Origin of the sequence: Flavobacterium mesophilum, from assembly GCF_039581405.1 — a bacterium.
Lineage (GTDB): Bacteria > Bacteroidota > Bacteroidia > Flavobacteriales > Flavobacteriaceae > Flavobacterium.
In genome coordinates this window covers 59,516-81,237 of record NZ_JBCPXZ010000008.1, presented here as the reverse complement: position 1 = coordinate 81,237, position 21,722 = coordinate 59,516, and the positions used below count along the sequence as shown (strand labels likewise).

At 34.2% G+C, this 21,722-nt stretch carries 11 protein-coding genes; 9 read left to right on the top strand and 2 right to left on the bottom strand.

Annotated features, from left to right (window positions below):
• Positions 1–21: 21 nt before the first annotated feature.
• Positions 22–2,925 carry a TonB-dependent receptor gene (locus AAYQ19_RS20815; RefSeq protein WP_343539014.1) on the bottom strand — a complete coding sequence of 968 codons (2,904 nt, stop codon included), beginning with the start codon at positions 2,923–2,925 and terminating at the stop codon, positions 22–24.
• 219 nt (positions 2,926–3,144) lie between these two features.
• On the opposite strand from AAYQ19_RS20815, the gene AAYQ19_RS20810 reads away from it, so the two are divergent.
• Together AAYQ19_RS20810 and AAYQ19_RS20805 are read left to right on the top strand one after the other, a co-directional pair.
• Entirely contained in the window at positions 3,145–4,368 is a 1,224-nt protein-coding gene (locus AAYQ19_RS20810; RefSeq protein WP_343539012.1) for a helix-turn-helix domain-containing protein, read from the top strand.
• Positions 4,369–4,692: 324 nt separating this feature from the next.
• Positions 4,693–5,076, top strand: coding sequence for a hypothetical protein (locus AAYQ19_RS20805; RefSeq protein ID WP_343539011.1), 384 nt, complete (start codon positions 4,693–4,695; stop codon positions 5,074–5,076).
• 15 nt (positions 5,077–5,091) lie between these two features.
• Here AAYQ19_RS20805 and AAYQ19_RS20800 read toward each other — a convergent pair whose 3' ends face one another.
• Positions 5,092–9,123, bottom strand: coding sequence for a hybrid sensor histidine kinase/response regulator transcription factor (locus AAYQ19_RS20800; RefSeq protein ID WP_343539010.1), 4,032 nt, complete (start codon positions 9,121–9,123; stop codon positions 5,092–5,094).
• Between the two features lie 412 nt (positions 9,124–9,535).
• Here AAYQ19_RS20800 and AAYQ19_RS20795 point away from each other — a divergent pair, with 412 nt between their 5' ends.
• From AAYQ19_RS20795 to AAYQ19_RS20765, 7 genes are all read left to right on the top strand, one after another.
• Positions 9,536–11,074 carry a sulfatase family protein gene (locus AAYQ19_RS20795; RefSeq protein ID WP_343539009.1) on the top strand — a complete coding sequence of 513 codons (1,539 nt, stop codon included), beginning with the start codon at positions 9,536–9,538 and terminating at the stop codon, positions 11,072–11,074.
• A 238-nt stretch (positions 11,075–11,312) separates the two neighbouring features.
• The gene (locus AAYQ19_RS20790; RefSeq protein WP_343539008.1) at positions 11,313–14,510 is read left to right on the top strand and encodes a SusC/RagA family TonB-linked outer membrane protein; all 3,198 of its coding nucleotides are present in this window, start codon (positions 11,313–11,315) and stop codon (positions 14,508–14,510) included.
• A 21-nt stretch (positions 14,511–14,531) separates the two neighbouring features.
• On the top strand, positions 14,532–16,241 hold the full coding sequence (locus tag AAYQ19_RS20785; protein WP_343539007.1) for a RagB/SusD family nutrient uptake outer membrane protein: 1,710 nt from the start codon (positions 14,532–14,534) through the stop codon (positions 16,239–16,241).
• 78 nt (positions 16,242–16,319) lie between these two features.
• Positions 16,320–17,531, top strand: coding sequence for a glycoside hydrolase family 88 protein (locus AAYQ19_RS20780; protein ID WP_343539005.1), 1,212 nt, complete (start codon positions 16,320–16,322; stop codon positions 17,529–17,531).
• A gap of 145 nt (positions 17,532–17,676) precedes the next feature.
• The gene (locus AAYQ19_RS20775; protein WP_343539004.1) at positions 17,677–19,239 is read left to right on the top strand and encodes a DUF4955 domain-containing protein; all 1,563 of its coding nucleotides are present in this window, start codon (positions 17,677–17,679) and stop codon (positions 19,237–19,239) included.
• Between the two features lie 175 nt (positions 19,240–19,414).
• The gene (locus AAYQ19_RS20770; protein ID WP_343539002.1) at positions 19,415–20,884 is read left to right on the top strand and encodes a sulfatase family protein; all 1,470 of its coding nucleotides are present in this window, start codon (positions 19,415–19,417) and stop codon (positions 20,882–20,884) included.
• A 30-nt stretch (positions 20,885–20,914) separates the two neighbouring features.
• Positions 20,915–21,697, top strand: coding sequence for a gluconate 5-dehydrogenase (locus tag AAYQ19_RS20765; protein ID WP_343539000.1), 783 nt, complete (start codon positions 20,915–20,917; stop codon positions 21,695–21,697).
• Positions 21,698–21,722: the final 25 nt, after the last annotated feature.

Sequence of the window (21,722 nt, the reverse complement as noted above, 5' to 3'; positions counted from 1 at the left end):
TATAATTTAATTTATTTGTTTTTAGAAAATTTCGTAACGTAAACCAACTTGTCCACGGCTTCCGTACCATTCCTGAGAAGTGATACGACGTTTATCTGCTCCCATGTACATTTTCAAAGGTGAATCACTTAGGTTATTTAATTCGATAAATACTTTAAGCCTTTTATTTATGTTTACCGTTGAAGAAGCATCAATAGTGAAATTAGAATCGGTCCAGATATAATAATCAGGGCCTAATTGCTGATTAATGCTTTCTACTGACTTTCCGCGGTAATTTCCAGCCAAACGAACCATTACACCATTGCGCTCGTAAAATAAAATGGCATTGAATAAGTTTTTAGATTGGTTTGGTAAGCTTGTTTTATCGTTGTAAGTAGCCGTTGCAGTAACGCGAGGAACTTCGGTGTTAGAATCGATAAATGTATAATTGAATTCTATTCCAAATCCGCTCCAGAAACCATTTAAGAAATCAAATCTTTTGTTGATTCCAGCTTCAAAGCCGTACAATGAGGCTTTATTAAGGTTTTTTGCTTGTGTAACGACATAATCGCTTCCATCAATATTTTGTGTGCTGATATCAGTAAAAACTACATCGGTAATGTTTTTGTAGAATGCTCCTCCAGAAATAATTCCAACATTATCAAAATAATATTCTCCCATTAAGTCAAAATTGTTACTGAAAGTTGGTTTCAAATCAGGATTTCCTTGTGTAATTGTCATAGGAGATGACGTTGTGTTTGTCGAACTTCCAGGAGTCATATCTCCAAAATTAGGACGAACGAATGTGCGTGTATACGCGGCACGAAGATTTGACTTCTCGTTTAATTTGTATTTTACATGCAACATTGGCAAAAATGAATTGTAATCATTCTCTACTTTAGAAGGAGTCAATGTAATTACTGCTGGAGTTCCGGATGTTGTTGCTTTAGTTCCATTTAAAGTCATCTCAGTATATTCGTTTCGGATACCTCCAATTATCTTCAAATCATCAGTCGCATCAATTTCAGCCATTGCATAACTGGCGATTACGCTCTCACTACCGGTGTAAAAAGCAGTTGCATTTGTTTTAGAAGTAAAATCCATGAACCCGTTTGTAGTTTGGAAAGATTGTCCGTACATATCAAATAATTGATTTTTAGTCAAGGGATTTACAATGAATTGACTAAAATCACCATTCATATTTCCAAAAAACTTGCTTCCGCTTGGAAAATTAGTTGTCTGCAAATTCGATAATGGAACCAAAGCTGGTGAGTTTGGTATTCCTACAGCAGCGGCAGGTAGATATACATAATTAGAACCGTAAGTGTTTGTCCTGTCTTTGTGACGATATTTGGCACCAAACTTTAAATTCACTTTTGAGCTTGCTTCAACTTTTAAATTGATTTGTCCAATCTGATCTCTTTCGCTGTTATCAAGCTGCGCAATTACTAATTGATTTAGTAAAAGTTTTGTGGGATCCATAACTTCGCTTGAATTGGCAAGGCCTGTTTCAAAATTATCTACAGTTCCACCAACTCCATTTGGAGAATCAAATCCCCAGTAACGTTTTCCATCGCTAGAAAGATTGTTGAAACCACCAGTAATTTTTTGACGAAAGGTTGCAATTGGAAGTCCTTTATTGATTGAAGTTGGAGGCGTATCTAAATAATATTCTGATTTATGGTTGCTGTAGCTCCAATCTAATTTGAACTTTTGATTCATTTGATGTTCTCCGCCAACTTCAAATCCGTTTAGCGCCGTTTGGTAGTGAGAATATCTGTAATTGTATTGAAAACGAGTATTGGTATAATCAATATAAGATTCATAAACCGGACGAATATCATCAAACTTATTTGCCATTCCTCTAAAGAAAATTTTATCAGAAGGCGTAATTTTATACTCAAGTCCAACATTTAACCCTTTAGTTTCGCGCTCTCCCATGTAACGTTTGAAAAGGACAGTATTAAGAGATCGTTTTTGTTCTACGATTGATGCACCTGTATTATAAGTTGTCTCAAATGCATCAGAACCCCATTGTCTGCTCCAGATTGCCCCCGAAACAATTACGCCTAATTTGTTATTGAAAAAACGATCGCCGTATGTAACAGATGCATTGTAAGTCCCGTTTTCGCTAAAAGTATTGTAACCTCCGGCAGCACTAACATTTAATGTACGTTTTGTTGGCGCTGTACGCGTAATGAAATTTATAGATCCCCCAATAGCATCGCCTTCCATATCTGGTGTTATAGCTTTTGCGACTTGTACATACTGAATCATTTCAGAAGGTACAGCATCCAACACTGATGATCGATTCCCCATAACATTTGAACTAGGAAGACGATTGCCATTAAAAAGTGTAGAAGTCCATGCAAATGGAGTACCTCTTACTGTTGCTTGATCTGCTTCGCCATGATAACGTGCAACGGCGACACCTTGCATACGTTGTACAGCTTCAGCGGCATTACGATCTGGTAGTTTTCCTATTGCGTCTGCGGCCATTACATCCATAATAGCCAATGAATTTTTCTTAATGCTATAAGCTTTAGCCTGCGATGGCGCCATAGTTCCTTTTACTACAATTTCTTTAAGAGAACTAGAGCCATCTGGAGTCAGTTGTATAATTCCTAAATCATTGATTCCTTTTACAAGAGTTATTGTGATTGATTTTGTTTCAAAACCAAGATAGCTTATTTCAATAGTTGCTTCTCCTAACGCTGTTGCGGTTAGCGTAAAAGAACCTTCTAAATCTGAAATTGCTGAATCGTTGAAAGTTTTTCCAACAATATTTGCAGTAGGTAGCGATCCAGATTCACTTGTAACAACTCCCTTTATAGTCTGTGCATTAGAGGATATAAAAGAACCTACTGTAAAAATGGTAGCGAAAAGCATTTTTTTAAATAACTTCTCTTTTTTAAACAAAGATTTTAATTTAATTTTTGGTGTCATGTTTTGTAGTTTTTTTGCAAAGATTATCACGATTTAGACCTCGAAACGACTTTGTCAAACTAGAACTACTTTGGCACAGTATCAATCTTTTGTATTTATTGTAATGTATTGATTTTTAAAGTTTTAATATTTGTTATTAAATTGTTATGAATCAATTTTTTCTCAATTTAGAAACATTAAATTAACAGCGACTTGATACTTTAGCACAAAGATTTTTAGATGAAATACATTATTGCCATAGGAATATTTCAGGCACTTTTAGCGGCGGTTTTACTTTTAAGAAGTCAATACAGAAAAAATGCAGATGATTTGTTGATTTCGTTGGTAATCTGTATAGGATTACATCTTTCGATTAAATTTTTCATTTTTACTTTCGTTGAAGATCAGCAAGTACTCAATATGATGAATACTTTTATCGGATTCTGCTACATTCCTTTATTGTATTTATATACCTTGAAAACGATACGACCTGAATTTGTTAGTGCTTCAAAATGGTATCTTTTTATTCCTTTTATAATTGGTGCAATTGGTTATTTTTCTACGGTTTGCGTATTATTTGCTACTTCGCCAAATGCCTATCAGGTTTTGTATTGGTATAATACGATTAGTCTTTATACGTTACTTCCGCTTGATATCATTTTTTCGTGCGGAATTATTTATTTAGCTATCAATAAACTGCCTAGAAATTGTCACGAGAAAAAATTGATTGTACAGCTTGCTTCACTTTTTTTGTGTATTGGAATATTAGGAACTTTGTTTACAATTTTTGGCTCATTTCTAATGTCTTTAAATTACTTAAGCAGAAGTATTATTTATACGCTTCTTATCGTTATTACGATTAGAATAATCACGTATAAATATGGAGCTTTTACAGATCATACTTTTCAAAATAACAAGCAGGAACTATTTTTATCTGTTGGAAATTATACTATTTCCAGAATAAGTACTCATGAAATAAATTCGAATGTAGCTAATGATTTTTTAGAGAATTCTGAAAAAAAACAAGATGTTGCCCTCGAGGATAAAGAGTCTGAATTACCTCAAAAAAGAAGAGAAATTTTAAGCCAGAGCGAAATGTTTAAAATAGTGCTAAAGCTTGAGAAAGTAATGGAAAAAGAACAATACTTTTTAGATAGTGATTTGACGCTTGATAAACTTTCAAAACTTACTAATCTGAATAAATATCATATCAGCGAAACGTTGAATCATTTTGTGAATAAGCCTTTTTATACTTTTGTGAATGAATACAGAATAGAATATGTAAAAGATAAATTCAAATATTTATCAGAACAAAATCTGACTATTAATATTTTAGAGTTAGCATATGAATCTGGTTTCAATTCTAAATCTTCTTTTAATCGATATTTTAAAGAGATCACTTTGCATACACCCACAGAATATTTAAACAGTATTGAAAAAAAAGATAAGGCAATAATTGCTTGATTTTTTTAATATTTTAAATGATTATAGGAAGGTAATTTTTCCCATAAAACTTTTAGTTCTAAGTGAAGTTTGATCAATATTCTTCATAAAAATTAGATGATTAAATAGCATTTTTAATGAAGACAACACTGTTCTTTTTAAATGAAAGAAATAAGTCTCATTAATCTATATGAGTATTTTTTGAAAAACAGTGTAATCCAGTAGTTAATATAAAGATAAAAAACTATTTACGGAAGATTTTCATCCAATAAAACATTATTATCTACCACGATGATCAGGATGCAAATTAATTTTGATATTAATTAAACGTCTAAAGTCTTTAAGGTGAATAAAAAGGAGCGTAATATAGATTTTTATAAAGAGATTTATATAAAATTTGACGTAAGTGGAATAAAAAACTTTGATTATGCCACGTTGCGAATGAATATTTCAAGTGCTTATCCCAAACCAGAAAATCTTGCATGTAGTATATATTGCATGCCAGACGAAAGAAAGTCTGATTACAATAATAAAAATCAAGTAATCTCCGGAGCTTTATTGGCTGAGATAAAAGTGAAAAAATCTGGATGGATTGAATGGACTGTCAATTCGCAACAATTGAGAGAGTTTGGTAGAGATACAGATATGTTTTTAAAGATTGTTTTGGCAGTTAATCTTGTAAATACTAAGTCAGAATTTGGTTTATTTAAACGGAAATGCAAGGCGTAAGTTTATAGCTGTCCTTTATTTTTTAATATATTCAGCTGGCGTGATGCCGTACATTTTTTTGAATTCCCTACTAAAGTATTTTACATCATTAAAACCCACTTGTAAGGCAACTGTCAAGGTTGATGTTTCTCCATTTTGAAATAATTCTACCGCATGTTTTAAGCGTTGATTTTTAATGAATTCATTTAAGGATAAATTAGTAAGAGCACTAAATTTCTTGTACAAAACAGATTTGCTCATCCCGATTTCAGTCGTAATAAATCCTAAATCTAAATTTGCATTACCAATATTGTTTTCGACGATTTGTTGCAGTTTTTGAAGAAAAATTTCTTCTTGTGATGATTCCGTTGTTGTTATTATTGGCAATTTTAAAATCTGCTCACTGTATTTTTTTTGCAATGTTGCTTTTAAGGAAAGCAAATTCTTAATATTCAATTGTAGAATTTGGTCATTAAAAGGTTTAGTTACATATACGTCAGCACCTTGTTGCAAGCCTTGTACTTGATGAACCGGTGCAGATTTTGCAGTCAGTAAAATTACAGGAATATGCGAAGTGCGGACATCTGTTTTGATTTTTTCGCAAAGTTCCAGCCCATCCATAACCGGCATCATAACGTCACTAATGATTAGATCTGGAATAATTTGAAGTGCATTTTTCCAGCCTTCTAATCCGTTTTCGCTTTCATATACATGATAATTTGTTTCGAGAGATTGTTTGATAAAATCTCTTACTTCATCATTATCTTCTACAATTAATATAGTGGCCTTTTTTTCTTTGTTTTCCTCTGTTTGATTTTCAATAAAATTTTCCGTTGCAGGATCTACAACATCTTCAATAATTGTATTTTCAATTTTTGGTATTGGTGTAATATCAATTTCTTTTAAATGATTTCTACCCAGTTGAAGCTCAACCACAAATGTGGTTTTTCCTGCCTTTTCTTCAGAAGCAGGTTTGCTTTTTACACTGATTTTTCCTTTATGAAGTTCGATAAGGCTCTTCGTTAGCGCTAAGCCAATTCCGGTTCCAAAGCTTTGATCTGCCTGATAAAAATTGGTAAATATGGCATCAAGATTATGAATTGCGATGCCTTTACCATTATCGGTTACGGTAATTTTTACTTTTTGTTTTTTTAATGCTATTTTTAATTGTATTGCCCCTCCATTTGGAGTAAACTTGAAAGCGTTTGACAATAAGTTGAAAAACACTTTTTCTATTTGGTCCTTATCAAAATAAACCAAAATTTCAGAATCACTGCTTTTAAAAGTATAGTCAATATTTTTTGCTTCAGCTAAAGTCTGAAAGCTTTCGTAAATTGCCTTTAAAGTACCAACCAATTCTTCTTCAGAAAAATAAAGGCGCATATTTCCAGATTCCGCTTTTCTAAAATCCAATAGTTCATTTACCAAACGATACAATCTTTCGGTATTGTTTTTTATGCTTAGAGCATATTTTTTTGCTGGTGTATTTTCGGTTGTTAGTTTTTCTAGTTTTTCAATTGGCCCCAAAATCAAAGTCAATGGAGTTCTAATCTCATGTGACACATTAGTGAAAAAATCCAATTTCATTTTTTCGAAATGAAGTTCTTGTTTTAATTCAGTTCTTGCTTTTAAAAACTTCATAATGTAATAAGTAATCGCAAAAACAGTAGCAAAATAAAGGAGATAAGCCCACCAAGTTTTCCAGATTGGAGGAAGGATTTCGATATTGATTTTTTTGATTTCGGTATTCCATATCCCATCATTATTAGCTGATTTCACTAAAAAATGATAATCTCCAGCAGGTAAATTAGTATACGTGGCAGAAGGAATGTCAACATAATTCCAGTTTTTTTCAAAACCATCAAGCATATATGCATACTTGTTTTTGTTTGATTTTATGAAATTTAATGCTGAAAATTCAATTGTAAAAATGTTCTGGCTATGGTCAAATGTCAGTGTTTCAGTAAAATTGATGTCTTTGTTTAATAGACCGCTTTCATCTCCAATTTTGACAGGGATATTGAATAGTTTTAGATTGGATAGTATAGTGGCAGGAGGAAATCCATTTCGTTCTATTCTTTGTGGATTGAAATTTACCAATCCATTATAAGTTCCAAAAAAGATTTGTCCCTCACTATCATTTAGTACAGAATTAGTATTGAATTGATTATCAGGAAGACCATCCAAGATATTGAAACTTCTGAAGGAATTTTTACCACGATTGTATTTGACCAATCCATTATCAGTACTTATCCATAAATTAGTGTCATTATCTTCTGTTATTGCCAATACATTATCGCTGGACAAGCCATTATTTATATCAAAAATTTTAAAAGTATTGTTTTTTAGATTAAGTAATGCCAAGCCATGATGATAGGTGCCAACCCACATTTGTCCCATGCTGTCTTCAAAAAAACAATTTATATCATGTTCAAATTGCTTGCCCGAATTGTTTCTAAAATGTTTGTATTGGAGCTTAGCGTTTTGGTAAATATGAATACCTGTGGGACCGCCAATCCAGATATTTCCTTTTTTATCTTCATAAAGAGCATTGATTGATTTATTTAAAAAGGTTTTCCCATTAGTGGCAAAAAAACTGAATTTTTGCTGTGCAATGTCATAAATATTCAAACCGACGTCTGTTCCTATAAATAATTTGTTTTGTCTGTTGACAATCAAACAATTCACGTTGTTTGATATCAGACTATTTTTGTTGTTTGCATTTTGCTTGAAAATTGTAAAACTTGCCGTTTTTGGATCAAATAAATCCAATCCTCCCAATCCTGTACCAATCCAAATGTTTTGGTTTTTATCAATGGCAATAGCTTTTACTAGATTCGAACTTAAGCTCTTTCCATCATTAATATTGTTTTTATAGCTAGTAAACTGGTTGGTATTTCTGTTAAAATAGTTTAGTCCTCCCGCCTCAGTGCCAATCCAAAGATTTTTATTCTGATCTTCAACAATTGAACTGATTATATTGCTGCTGAGACTGTTTTTATCAATTTTATTCTGGTAGACCACAAAAGGTGTATTTACAGAATAAACGATATTGACACCACCAAAATAAGTGCCTATCCAAACAGAACCGCTTTTGTCCTGAAAGATGTCGTAAATCGAATTTTGACTTAAACTGTTTGGATTAACTGGATCGTGCTGATAATTGATGAAATTGTGTGTATACGGATTTAAAATTGATAAACCATCTTGCGTGCCAATCCACAATGATCCGTTTTTGTGTCGCAAAATTTTGCGGACATTATTATTAACCAAAGAGTTTTTATCGCTGATGTTTTTTATGAAATGCGTCAATTTTGATGTTTTTTTATCAAAAAGATATATTCCATTTTTTCTAGTACCGATCCAATATTTCAGGCTTTCATCTTGAACAATAGTTGTTATTAATCCGATATTTTCATCTTCTTTGAATGTGGAGCTGAAGTGACGTTTTATCTGAAGTTTTTGGTTGACGAAGAAAAGTTCGAATAAACCATCAGAAGTTCCAACCCAAATATGATACTGATGGTCTTCAAAAAGCTCAGATACCTGCAGTTTTTTTTGGCTAATTTTGATCGGAACTATCTTCGTGCTGTTGACAGCCTTAAATTGCAATCGAGATGAAGAACCTACCCACAAATTGCCTTTTGAATCTTTTAAAACACGTCCGACATTTTCTTTTTGTGAAATAATATTCTCAAAGGAATTATCCTCAGAATGGTATAAATCCAGTCCATCCGAAACAACCCACATTCTTTTGTTAGAATCGATTTCTAATTTCTTGATAAAATCGTTTGACGATATGGTCTTTTTATTTGAAGGATCATTTTTAAAGATTTTGAATGTACGGCCATCATATCGATTAAGACCATATTTGGTTCCTAGCCAAATGAAACCGGCAGAATCTTGAGCGATTGATAGAACAGAATTGTTTGAAAGACCGTTAGTGACATCAAGACGATTGAATGATATAGATTTTGTCTGTGCGATGCTTTTTGAGGTCGTAGAAAATAAACCCCAGCAGAAAATGCAGACCAAGACAGTTACCCTATTATGAGTGTTAAAAGGCATTGAAGAATTTTTAGATTAATATTAAAGTAAGTATCGAATTGATACTGTTAAAATATTTGGACTTTGGAACTAAAATGCAGATTAAGTTATATAGGGGGAAATTAATCTGTTAGGATTGTAATTATTGTTCAAAAATAATAAAATGATCGAACGATGCAATACAATTAAAATCAATTTTTTTTATCAGTATGAAATTTGCTTGTCAGAGTCGTAGCATTTATAAAATTGTTGTGATGATATTTTGTATTGGAGTGAATTTTTAATGCAGTATTATTCAAATTAGTAGAGTGTAAAATATTGAAATATAATCGTAAGGAATATTTTGACCCATAAAAGGATGAAAATACTCTCTTTAAAAAACTGCCAAAATTATATTTGAATCATCAATTAGTATCAATCTAACCACTAAAAGATGAAGAAGATATTTTTTCCCTGCTGTGCATTACTTATGTTGCTAGTAGTGTCATGTTCACCAAAAAAGAAGGAATTGGTTTCTAAACCGCCAAATGTAATATTTATTTATGTTGACGATTTGGGTTACGGTGATTTAAGCTGTTATGGAGCAACTGCCGTAAAAACGCCAAATGTTGACGCTCTTGCTGCTGGCGGAATTCAATTTACGGATGCACATTGTACGGCTTCGACATGTACACCATCGAGATTTTCATTGCTTACAGGAAGCTATGCTTTTAGAAATAATGCAGCCATTTTACCAGGTGACGCGCCTTTAATTATTGATCCAAATAAAGAAACGATTGCTGATATGTTCAAAAGTGCTGGATATGCTACTGCAGCAATTGGTAAATGGCATCTAGGTTTAGGAAACGGAAAACCTGACTGGAATAAAGAAATTAAGCCCGGACCATTGGAAATAGGTTTTGATTACAGTTTTTTAATTCCTGCAACGCCAGATCGAGTACCAACGGTATTTGTAGAAAATCATACAGTAGTGAATAGAGATGAGAACGATCCTATAATAGTCAATTATGATAAAAGGATAGGAACAGATCCTATTGGCGCAGAAGATGAAGAAATTTTAAAAATGCTTGCTGATCCGCAACATAGTGGTACTGTAGTTAATGGAATAAGTAGAATAGGATATATGAGCGGAGGGCATAATGCTTATTGGAAAGACGAAGAATTCCCGAATGTATTAACCAATAAGGCAACGGATTTTATTTCAAGCCATACCCAAAAACCGTTCTTCTTATATTTTGCTTTGCCTGACATTCATGTACCGCGAGCTCCTAATCAAAAATTTGTTGGAAGCACAAAAATGGGACCTCGAGGTGATGCCATTGTGCAGATGGATTGGGTAACTGGGCAGATTATGAAAAAGCTCAATGAACTTAAGATTGCAGAGAATACTATTATAGTTTTTAGCAGTGATAATGGTCCTGTTTTAGACGATGGCTACGCAGATCAAGCATTGTCAAACATTGGGAATCATAAACCATCAGGAAAGTTTAAAGGAGGGAAATACAGTGCTTACGAAGCAGGAACTCGCGTACCTACTATTGTATATTGGCCCGGAAAAGTCAAACCGGCAAAAAGTAATGCATTAATCAGTCAGGTTGATTTCTTTGCTTCATTTGCCAAACTTATAGGTTCAAATATCAATAATAAGGAAACTGCTGTTGACAGTTTTGATATGCTTGACGCGTTATTAGGGAAAAATAAAAAAGGCCGTCAATATTTGATTGAAGAAGCTTTTACGATGAGCATAAGAAAGGGAAATTGGAAATATATTGCTCCGCAAACGCAACAGCCACCTTTATGGCTCATCAATAAAAGTGTTGATTCAGGCTTGCAACAAGGTCCACAACTTTATGATTTGGATAAAGATCCTGGAGAAGAACATAATCTGGCTACTCAAATGCCTGAAAAAACAAAAAGTTTAGCAAACGAATTAGCTGAAATAATGAAAACTCCTAGTCGGAAAATGAACTAAATCAACTAAAAATTATTCGGTGATTATAGGATTGAAATAAAAAGCATCGAAAAAGCTTGATTTAAGCTGAAACCCCGTAAAAAGGAAGATTTTAACCCTTAAAAGGAAAATAATCCCCCTTTAAACGAACCAAATCGAAGTAAATTTGAAAAATGATTTTTGAAAAGAAAACGTTTTCGCAATCGATACAAACATGACAAAACTAAACTAACTTTAACCAATACTAAATTTAAGAATTATGAAAAAATTGAATTTAAAATACCAGCCTTTAAAAAAGGTTTTAAGACATTTATTTGTTGGTATTTGTTTGATCATTATTCCGTTTTTTGCACAGGCACAGGATAAGAAAACAATATCAGGGGTTGTTGTAGATGATAAGAAAGATCCGCTTCCTGGTGTTACGATTACAGTAAAAGGAACTAAAGATGCTGTATTAACAGATTATACAGGACAATATAGTATAAAAGCAGACTCAAAAGACCAATTGGTTTTTACTTATATAGGTTTTGAAACTTCGACCGTAACTGTTGGAGATAAAAAAACTTTAAATGTGACACTAAAATCGTCAACAAACAATCTGGATGAAATTGTAGTTATTGGATATGGAACTGTCAAAAGAAAAGATTTGACTGGAGCTGTTGCCAGCGTAAACATGTCTGATTTAAAAAAGACTCCTGTTCGTTCTTTTGATGATGCTTTGGCTGGCCGTGTGGCTGGGGTTCAAGTAACATCAGCAGATGGTATGCCAGGTGCAGGAACCAATATAGTTATTAGAGGTAACAATTCAGTGACACAGGCAAATAGTCCTTTATATGTTATTGATGGCTTTTTGGTTGAAGGAGGAAACAATAACATAATAAACCCTGAGGATATTGCTTCTATAGATGTTTTGAAAGATGCATCTGCAACTGCTATTTATGGTGCTCGAGGAGCTAATGGTGTTATTGTAATCCAAACCAAAAGAGGTAAACAAGGCAAACCAGTTTTCTCATTTTCTAGTTCAGTAGGTGTACAGCAAATTGCAAACAAAATGGATATGATGAACACGTATGAGTTTGTAAAGTATCAATTGGAATTGAATCCGCTTGCGACTTCAACTCCAAAATCACCAACTGAAATCTATCTTACTGATCCTAACAGAACATTAGAAAGTTATAGAAATGAAGGAAGTACAGACTGGCAAGATTTATCTACTCGTGTGGCATTGTTCACAAAAAATGACCTTTCTGTAACAGGAGGAACAAAAAAGTTGAAATACGCTATTAGTGGCTCAACCACTGATCAAGATGGTATTTTATTGAATTCAAATTATACCAGATATCAAGGTCGTATTAATGCAGATTACCAATTTACGGACAAACTTAAAATCGGAATTAATTCAAATTACAGTTATTTGAAGCAAACTGGTATTGATCCGAGTGCGGCAATTTATAACGGTTCAGCAAATGTAATGGTTTCAGTTTGGGGTATGCGTCCATATTCGCCAAGCGTGCTAAATCCTGAAGACGAATTTATAGATCCAAACCTTAATTCAGGATTTGATTTAAGAGTAAATCCTGTGATCAACCTTAAGAATACTTATAATGTAACTACGACTAATAATTTCTCTATCAATGGTTATGTAGAGTATTTATTTACCAAAGAATTGAAATTAAGATCAACTGTAGGATATGTAGATAACAAATCTGAAAAAGATGAATTTTATAACTCATATACTACATTAGGTCGTCCAGGTAGTGCAGCGGGTGTGAATGGAAAAATGATGAATAACAATTATACCAACTTTTTGAATGAGAATACTTTAACTTGGGATAAGAAAATACAAAAGCACCACATTGTTGCTCTTGGAGGATTTACGATTCAAAAACAAGAGAGCGAGTCTTATGGAAAAGCTGCAAACAAAATTCCAGTTGCTAACGAGGACTTGAGATTTGATTCACTTGATTCTGGTACGGCTTTAAGAATCGATCCGGGTAATTCAGTTTGGACAATGGCTTCATTTTTAGGTAGAGTAAACTACGATTACGCATCTAAATATTTTGTAACAGCTTCATACAGAGCGGATGGGTCTTCTAAATTTCCTTCAGAAAATCATTGGGGTTATTTTCCTTCGGGAGCACTTTCTTGGAAATTCAGTGAAGAGGAGTTCTTAAAAAACAACATTTTATCTGAAGGTAAATTGCGTACAAGCTATGGACAGACAGGTAATAACAGAGTAGGCGATTTTGATTATCTGACTACTTATTATGATCCAAACAATCCATTTTACGGAACTTATATTTTTGACAATAATTATGTGACAGGCGCAACAGCTCAAAAATTAGGAAATTCTCAGTTGAAATGGGAAACAACAGAGCAATTTGATGCAGGTATCGATTTAGGTTTCTTAAAACAAAGAATTATTTTCTCTGCAGATGTCTATAAAAAAACAACTAAAGATTTGTTGTTGAGAACGAACCTTCCATTGTCTTCTGGTTTTACAACTGCATTTAAAAACATCGGAAGTGTAGAAAACAAAGGTTTGGAATTGTCATTGACTACTCAAAACATTGTTACTAAAGATTTCACTTGGACCACTAGCGCTAACATCTCTTTCAACAGAAATAAATTATTGGCTTTGGCAGAAGGTCAAAACAACTTAGAGTCTATTGTTAACTGGGATACAGAATACAAAGGGGTAAGTGCTTATAATGCAGTAGTAGGAAGACCTTTAGGAGAAATGTACGGATTTGAATATGCAGGAACTTACAAATATTCTGATTTCACAGGTACTGGTACAGCAGCTGATCCTTACAAGTTGAAAGCAGGTCTTGCTAATAACGGAAATGTAAATGTACAACCAGGTGATGTTAAATATGTAGATCAAAATGGAGATGGAACAATCAACGCAAAGGATTATACTAAAATAGGAAATGGTAACCCTTTAAATATTGGTGGATTTACAAATAATTTCACGTATAAAAACTTCGATTTGAACATTTTCTTCCAATGGTCTTATGGAAATGATATTATGAATACGAACCGTATTTTGTTTGATGGAAATCAATTAGGAGCAGGAGCAGGTCGTGAAGGTTTAAATCAGTTTGCGAGTTATCAAGATCGATGGACTCCAACGAACTCAAATTCTGATATTGTAAGAACAAAAGGTTATGTTGGTACACCTGTAGGATATTCGTCAAGAATAGTTGAAGACGGTTCTTACTTGAGATTAAAAAACGTAGCGTTGGGGTATAATTTTGATAAGCAATTTGTAGAAAAAATACACCTTAAATCAATGAGGTTATCATTGTCAGCTTCAAATTTATATACTTGGACTAAATACAGCGGATCAGATCCAGAGGTAAATACTTATAACTCTGCTTTGACGCCTGGATTTGATTATTCGTCTTATCCTAGAGCTCGTACTGTATTTTTTACTACAAATATTTCCTTTTAACAACATTAAATGACTTTCAAAATGAAAAAGATATATATATTATTAGGATTGGTGGCGTTGGGCACAACTTCTTGTGAAAATTACTTAGACACTGAGCCTATTCAAAAAATAGCCATAGAACAATATTATACAGATGAAAAAGGATTAACCGATGCTTTAGCAGGAGTTTATGATCCATTGGGATCTGAAAAATTATATGCCAATCAGTTATGGAATCAATTGGAATCAGGTACAGATGAATCATATTATGCTCGTGCTGCTACAATAACGGGGCCAATGGTTTATAATTTTGATGCTAGTACTGTACTAATTTCAGATTATTGGGCTAACCTTTATGATGGTATCAACAGGGCAAATGACATGATCGCTAATATCAATTTGCCAAAGATGGATGAAGAAAAAAGACAACAAATCTTGGGCGAAGCTTTGTTTTTAAGGGGGTATTATTATTTCATGTTGGTAACCCGATTTGGAGATGTGCCTTTACGATTGACGCCTACTACAAATCCTAATAATGTTTCAATGGCAAGAACAGCTGCCAACGAAGTTTATGCACAAATTTTAAAAGACATGACAGATGCCGAAGCTAAAGTTAGTGCAACGCGACCAGCATATTCAAGCCGTGTTTACAAGACAGTAGTGCAGGGAGTGCTTGCTAGAGTTTGTTTGCAAATGGCAGGGTATCCTTTGAATGATGTTTCAAAATACAATGACGCTTTGGCTTGGTCAAAAAAAGTAATAGATTCAGGACAACATAGTTTGAATGTTGCTTTTCAGACGACTCCACCTGCTGGCAAGCCTGCGAACTATTATGATGTAATTAATCCTTCAAATGGAATTACGTCTAATAATGCATATCGCCAAGTTTTTATTAACGAAGCAGCTGATAGCTACGATACAAAAGAATTGATGTGGGAAGCTGATTTCAAGGCTCGTGGCGGAGGTTATAATGAAGGAGGGCGTGTAGGAAATAATAATGGTATTATTTTTCAGCCAACCTCTTCTAATCCTTTGTTTGGTCAGTATTGCTGGGGTTTTATAAAAGGAACAGGAAAATTATTTAGAGCTTATGATGCGACAGGAGCTGATTTGCGTCGCGATTGGAATTTGACTACTTATACTATAAATAATACTACAGCGGTTAAAACCAATCTGGCTAAAACTGTACAATACGGCAGGGATTGCGCAAAATGGAGAAGAGAGTATGAAATTAATCTTTCAGGAGATCAAAATTATACTGCAATTAATTTCCCAATCTTAAGATATTCTGATGTGTTGTTAATGTACGCAGAGGCTGAAAATCAAGTAAACGGTCCAACAGCAGCGGCACAAGCTGCAGTGAACCAAGTGCGACGCAGAGGATATGGGCGCACAGATGTTTCTGCTCCATATGCAATTTCTGATGTAGCAACAATTACGGCTGCAAGTTCTAAAGCTGGTTTTCAACAATTTATTGAGGATGAGCGTATGCGTGAATTGTGTTTTGAAGGTTTGCGCAAAATGGACTTGATCCGTTGGAATAAATTTCTGCCTACAATGAAAGCTGTAAGTGATGATATGGCCGCAGCGCCTACTTCAGGCCCATTGACTTCTGGAAATCAACAATACGGTGCTTTAGGAGGTAAAAATGCTTTTGCTGGAGGAAATAAGTTTTTACTATTCCCAATTCCTTCTTTAGAAATAGCATCGAATACTTTAATACCTAAAGAAAGCCAGAATCCAGGCTGGTAATTTCGAACCGATAATCAAAAAAGTTGGTAAAAATCACTGACTACATTTTTACCAACTTTTTATAAACTATTTAAATTCATGAAAATCAAGTATTATTTAATACTATTGTCGTTTTGCAGTTTTTCTATTTCTGCTCAAAAAGGCGATAGCAAGGATCATTCTGCAATGAAAAAAATGATTCAGGAAAATTTTGTTTTTGCCGAGAAGCAATATCAATTTTTGGAGAAAGCCACGCCATCAGACTCAATGCCAAGAACATTTGAGAGCGGTCACAATGTTAGTTCTGATGCATACTGGTGGTGCAGTGGTTTTTATCCCGGAACGTTGCTGTATATTTACGAATATACTAAAAAGCCTTTAGTGCTTAAGGAGGCTGAAAAAAGGCTTACGATATTGGACACCATAAAGTATTACACCAAAAACCATGATTTAGGTTTTATGATGTATTGTAGTTTTGGAAACGCTTATCGATTGACAAAAAATGAAGAATACAAAAAGGTGATTCTTCAATCTTCAAAATCATTGGCGACAAGATATCATGCGGGTGCCAAAGTGATCCAATCTTGGGAGGTTACTGAAGGAGCTTTAAAAAAGAAAGGTTTTGTTGGTCCAGTTATTATTGATAATCTAATGAATCTTGAAATGCTGGAGTGGACTAGCCAAAACAGCAATGACAAAAGTTTTGCAGAAATAGCAGAAAATCATGCTAATACGACAATTAAAAATCATTTCAGACCTGATTTCAGCAGTTATCACGTATTGGATTATGATTTGAACACAGGTGAAGTTCGCAAGAAAGTTACAGCACAAGGTTATGCAGATTCTAGTGCATGGAGCAGAGGACAAGGCTGGGCTTTGTATGGATATACGATGATGTATCGTTTTACAAAAAATCCTGAATATTTGAAGCAAGCAAAAGGTGTTGCAAAATTCATTTTGAACAATCCTAATTTGCCTGCAGACAAAGTTCCGTACTGGGATTTTGATGCACCAAATATTCCAAATGCATTAAGAGACGTATCGGCTGCGGCAGTTTATGCTTCAGCATTGCTGGAATTAGGACAATATACTGACGGAGCAGAAAAACAAAATTATGTTGATACTGCAAAAACAATCTTGAAATCATTGTCTGGTCCAAAATATCGAGCTAAATTAGGTACAAATGGAGGTTATCTTTTAATGCATAGTGTGGGATCAATTCCGCACAACAGTGAGATTGATGTTCCGTTAACGTATGCTGATTATTATTTCTTGGAGGCTTTGCTTCGTTATAAAAAGTGGTATCTATAATTTCTAAATAATTATCGTCTTTACACAAGCGGTATTTTGCAGATTTAAAATACATTTAATTGTTTTATGTGGGGGCATAATTTGATTAAAGAAGTTTTGCAGCTGTGAAATTATTGATTTGTGCTACTATTTTAAATTGATTAAGATGAACAATAAGAAAAATAAATTTAGAAAAGGAAAAATAATCCTTTTGAGTCTGTTTGTAGCAACAACGGTTTTTGCACAAAAAGAAGCCAAAATTTTTGAAGATTATAAAAAAGACAGAACCATTTTGCCTGATTTCTCTTATGTTGGCTATCATCAGGGTGAAAAAGAAATTCCGAATATAACCAACTATAAAATCTTTGATGTGACTTCTTTTGGCGCAAAGCCAGATGACAATGTTTCGGATAAAATTGCCATACAAAAAGCAATTGATGCAGCAAATAAAAACGGTTCCGGAATTGTCTTCTTTCCAAAAGGAAGATTTTTGGTTAATGAGGATGGCGACGCTCCGAATTCAATTATTTCAAAAAAAGGAAATATTGTTTTTAGGGGAAGCGGTTCGGGTGCAGGTGGTACTGAACTTTTTATGAAAAATGAATTGCCACCAGTAGATCCTTCAAAAATGTGGACGGTACCGCCTTTGTTTATTTTTGGAAGTGGAGGTGCCGATAAGAAAATTGGAGAAGTAACAGCTTCAGCCAAAGTTGGAGATTTTTCAATACAATTAAATTCAACTGAAGGCTTAAAGGAGGGAGATTGGATTATGTTACATCTCTTGGATAACAATAAAGATTTAATTGCATCGGAATTAAAGAATAACAAAGTAGAACCTCAATGGACATATCTTGTTGAAAAGGGATTGGAGGTTAAAGTCTTTTATCAGATCAAAAGCATAAAAAAGGAAACACTGACTTTATTGGCACCTCTTTCATACACAATTGATTCAAAGTACAAATGGGAAGTGTCGAAATTTGCTAATAGCCAAGAAGTTGGAATAGAAGATATCGCATTTGTAGGTAATTGGACAGAAAAATTTGTTCATCACCGTTCATGGAAAGATGACAGTGGTTTTACCATGTTGAACATGAGAAGAAGTACAAACTCATGGATGAAAAATTGCCGTTTTACAGATTGCAGTGTTGCCGCAACAATTGCGCAAAGTGCCAATGTTTCTGTTTTAAACTGCAAAATTGACGGGAACGGAGGTCACCAAGCAATTAATTCAAATGGCTCAACGAATGTTTTGATTGCCAATTGTGTGGATTTGGCGTCGCAGTGGCATTCTTTTGGCGCTTCTCATTACTCGATGAATACCGTAATCTGGAAATGTACTTATCCTTCAAATACTTGTTTTGAATCGCATTCCAGCCAACCAAGAAATACTTTGCTTGATCAGGTTGAGGGCGGTTTGATGAATGGTCGTGGCGGCGGATCTTTAGATAATATGCCAAATCATATGCAAGGATTGGTACTTTGGAATTACAAGCAAACTAATGAAGCAGTAAAAGATTTTGAATTTTGGCCACCTTCAAATGTATTTGAATATTGGAAAATTCCAAATCCAGTAATTGTTGGTTTTCAAAGTAATGGAACAACATTTAAAATGGAACAATTGGGACTTTCTGAATCTCTAGACAAAGCTGTCGAGCCATCTTCATTATATCTCGAACAATTAAAATTAAGACTGAAAAAATTGCCGAAATGGATTAAAGAAATTCAATAAAACAAAATTGGATACAAGAATTAATAAGTGCTTACTAAAATATTAAAGTAAATTATACCAGTGGTTTTGGATAATTTTTATTTGTTTTTTGAAAAGGCCGCTGTGGTGGGCGGCCTTGTTTTTAAACAACACCAATCAGAAATCGCAACAGAATTAATGAAAAATTAAAATCATTATGAAAAAAATAAAATGCAATAGCTATTCAGAATTGTTCTTTTTACTGCTTGTATTCTGTACAATTTCGACTATTGCCCAATCTAAAAAGTCACCTAATTTGGTGATTATTTTGGCTGATCAATGGAGGGAACAGACATTAGGTTTTGAAGGAAAAGAACCTGTGAAGACCCCTCAATTAGACAAATTTGCCAAAGAGAGCTTGGTAATAAGCCAAATGGTGAGCAACTTTCCAGTTTGTTCGCCAGCACGAGCAATGCTGATGACCGGACAATATCCATTAAAAAATCATGTCTACAGTAATGTGAATTCGAGTTCGGCGCCTTTTGGCGTGGAACTACAAAAAGACGCTATTTGTTGGTCAGATGTTTTGAAACAAAACGGCTATTCAAATGGTTATATCGGGAAATGGCATTTAGATTCTCCTTACAAGCCATACATACCAACATCAAACAATATTGGTGAAGTGGCTTGGAATGAATGGACTTCGCCAGACAGGCGCCATGGTTTTGATTATTGGTACGGCTACGGAACTTATGACGAGCATGACAAACCAATGTATTGGGATACTAACGATAAAAGGGATGACTTTAAATATGTGAACCAATGGGGACCAACTCACGAGGCTGATAAAGCATTGGCATTCTTTAAAAATGAAGGAGGAAAAATTCGTAAAAACGGCGCTCCTTTTTCATTGGTGGTTTCCATGAATCCGCCTCATTCAAATTATCAGACTGTTCCTAAAAAATATTATGATCTGTATAAAGATGTCCCGATGGTAGATTTGGTTAAAGATCCAAATATTCCTGCAGAAGGAACAGAAATGGGAGATCAGTATCGAAAAGACGTTCGCTATTATTACGCCAACATTACAGGAGTTGATGAGCAAATCGGTCGTATTATTCAGGGGTTGAAGGATTTGAAACTTGATGAAAACACCATTGTTGTCATTACTGCTGATCATGGAAATTGTCTTGGAAAACATTCGGAAATATCAAAAAACAATATTTACGAAGAGTCTGTCCGAATTCCGTTTATCGTTTATTGGAAAGGCCAAATCATGCCAAGAATTGACAATGAATTTTTAGGAAGCATTCCGGATATTTATCCAACACTTTTAGACTTGATGGGACTTAAAAATAAGATTCCGAAAGAAGTCGACGGAAAAAGTTATGCTCAATATTATCTGAATGGCAAAGGAGAAAAACCTTCAGAGCAATATCTTTTAGGTGCTATTGGCAGTAATAATGTTAAGATAAATACGGGCTTTAGAGGTATTCGTACCAATGATTACAAATTTGCCTATGTGAAGAAAAAAGGAAAAGGGACTTATGAATTGTACGATCTGAAAAAAGATCCTTTTGAATTAAGTAACATCTACAATCCCGATTTGCCAATTGTTAAAAAATTGAAACCAGTTTTGGAAGAATGGCTTAAGAAAACAAACGACCAATTTACATTGGATAAATAAGAATTTTTAGAAAATAACAAAATATACACAATGAACTTATTTGATTTAAAAGGAAAAACGGCCTTAGTAACGGGAGGTATCCACGGATTAGGAATGGCTATGGCTGAAGGCTTGGCAAATGCAGGAGCAGAATTGATTATTACCAACAATACAGCAGAACCATTAGAAACTGCGATTGATCATTATAAAAGCAAAGGATACAAAGCTACAGGTTATGTTTTTGATGTAACCGATGAGGTTGAAGCGGAAAAACAGGTAAATGCAATGCTTGTGGCACATGGAAAAATTGATATTTTGGTTAATAATGCCGGAATCATCATGCGCGTAATGGCAATTGATATGAAAGTGGAAGACTTCAGAAAAGTAATCGATGTTGATCTTGTTGGCGTATTTATTATGTCAAGATTAGTAGCGAAAGATATGATTGCCAGAAAATCTGGAAAAATCATCAATATTTGTTCGATGATGAGCGAGCTTGGACGTGATAATGTAAGTGCTTATGCTTCTGCAAAAGGAGGCTTGAAAATGCTGACCAAAAATCTTGCTACAGAATGGGGCAGACATAATGTTCAGGTTAACGGTATCGGGCCAGGATATTTTGCAACTTCACAGACGGAGCCAATCCGCGTGGACGGACATCCATTCAACGAATTTATTATTGGCAGAACTCCAGCAGGGCGCTGGGGCGATCCCGAGGATCTTGCGGGAACGGCAGTTTTCTTAGCTTCTGATGCCAGCAACTTTGTGAATGGTCAGATTATTTATGTTGATGGCGGAATTTTGGCCACCATCGGCAAGCCATCCAACGAATAATTTTGCCTCAATTTTTTTCTGCTAA

Coding starts and splice junctions, on each gene's coding strand:
- AAYQ19_RS20795 (WP_343539009.1), top strand. CDS start 9,536: ATGAAGAAGATATTTTTTCCCTGCTGTGCATTACTTATGTTGCTAGTA.
- AAYQ19_RS20800 (WP_343539010.1), bottom strand. CDS start 9,123: ATGCCTTTTAACACTCATAATAGGGTAACTGTCTTGGTCTGCATTTTC.
- AAYQ19_RS20770 (WP_343539002.1), top strand. CDS start 19,415: ATGAAAAAAATAAAATGCAATAGCTATTCAGAATTGTTCTTTTTACTG.
- AAYQ19_RS20815 (WP_343539014.1), bottom strand. CDS start 2,925: ATGACACCAAAAATTAAATTAAAATCTTTGTTTAAAAAAGAGAAGTTA.
- AAYQ19_RS20810 (WP_343539012.1), top strand. CDS start 3,145: ATGAAATACATTATTGCCATAGGAATATTTCAGGCACTTTTAGCGGCG.
- AAYQ19_RS20765 (WP_343539000.1), top strand. CDS start 20,915: ATGAACTTATTTGATTTAAAAGGAAAAACGGCCTTAGTAACGGGAGGT.
- AAYQ19_RS20780 (WP_343539005.1), top strand. CDS start 16,320: ATGAAAATCAAGTATTATTTAATACTATTGTCGTTTTGCAGTTTTTCT.
- AAYQ19_RS20790 (WP_343539008.1), top strand. CDS start 11,313: ATGAAAAAATTGAATTTAAAATACCAGCCTTTAAAAAAGGTTTTAAGA.
- AAYQ19_RS20775 (WP_343539004.1), top strand. CDS start 17,677: ATGAACAATAAGAAAAATAAATTTAGAAAAGGAAAAATAATCCTTTTG.
- AAYQ19_RS20785 (WP_343539007.1), top strand. CDS start 14,532: ATGAAAAAGATATATATATTATTAGGATTGGTGGCGTTGGGCACAACT.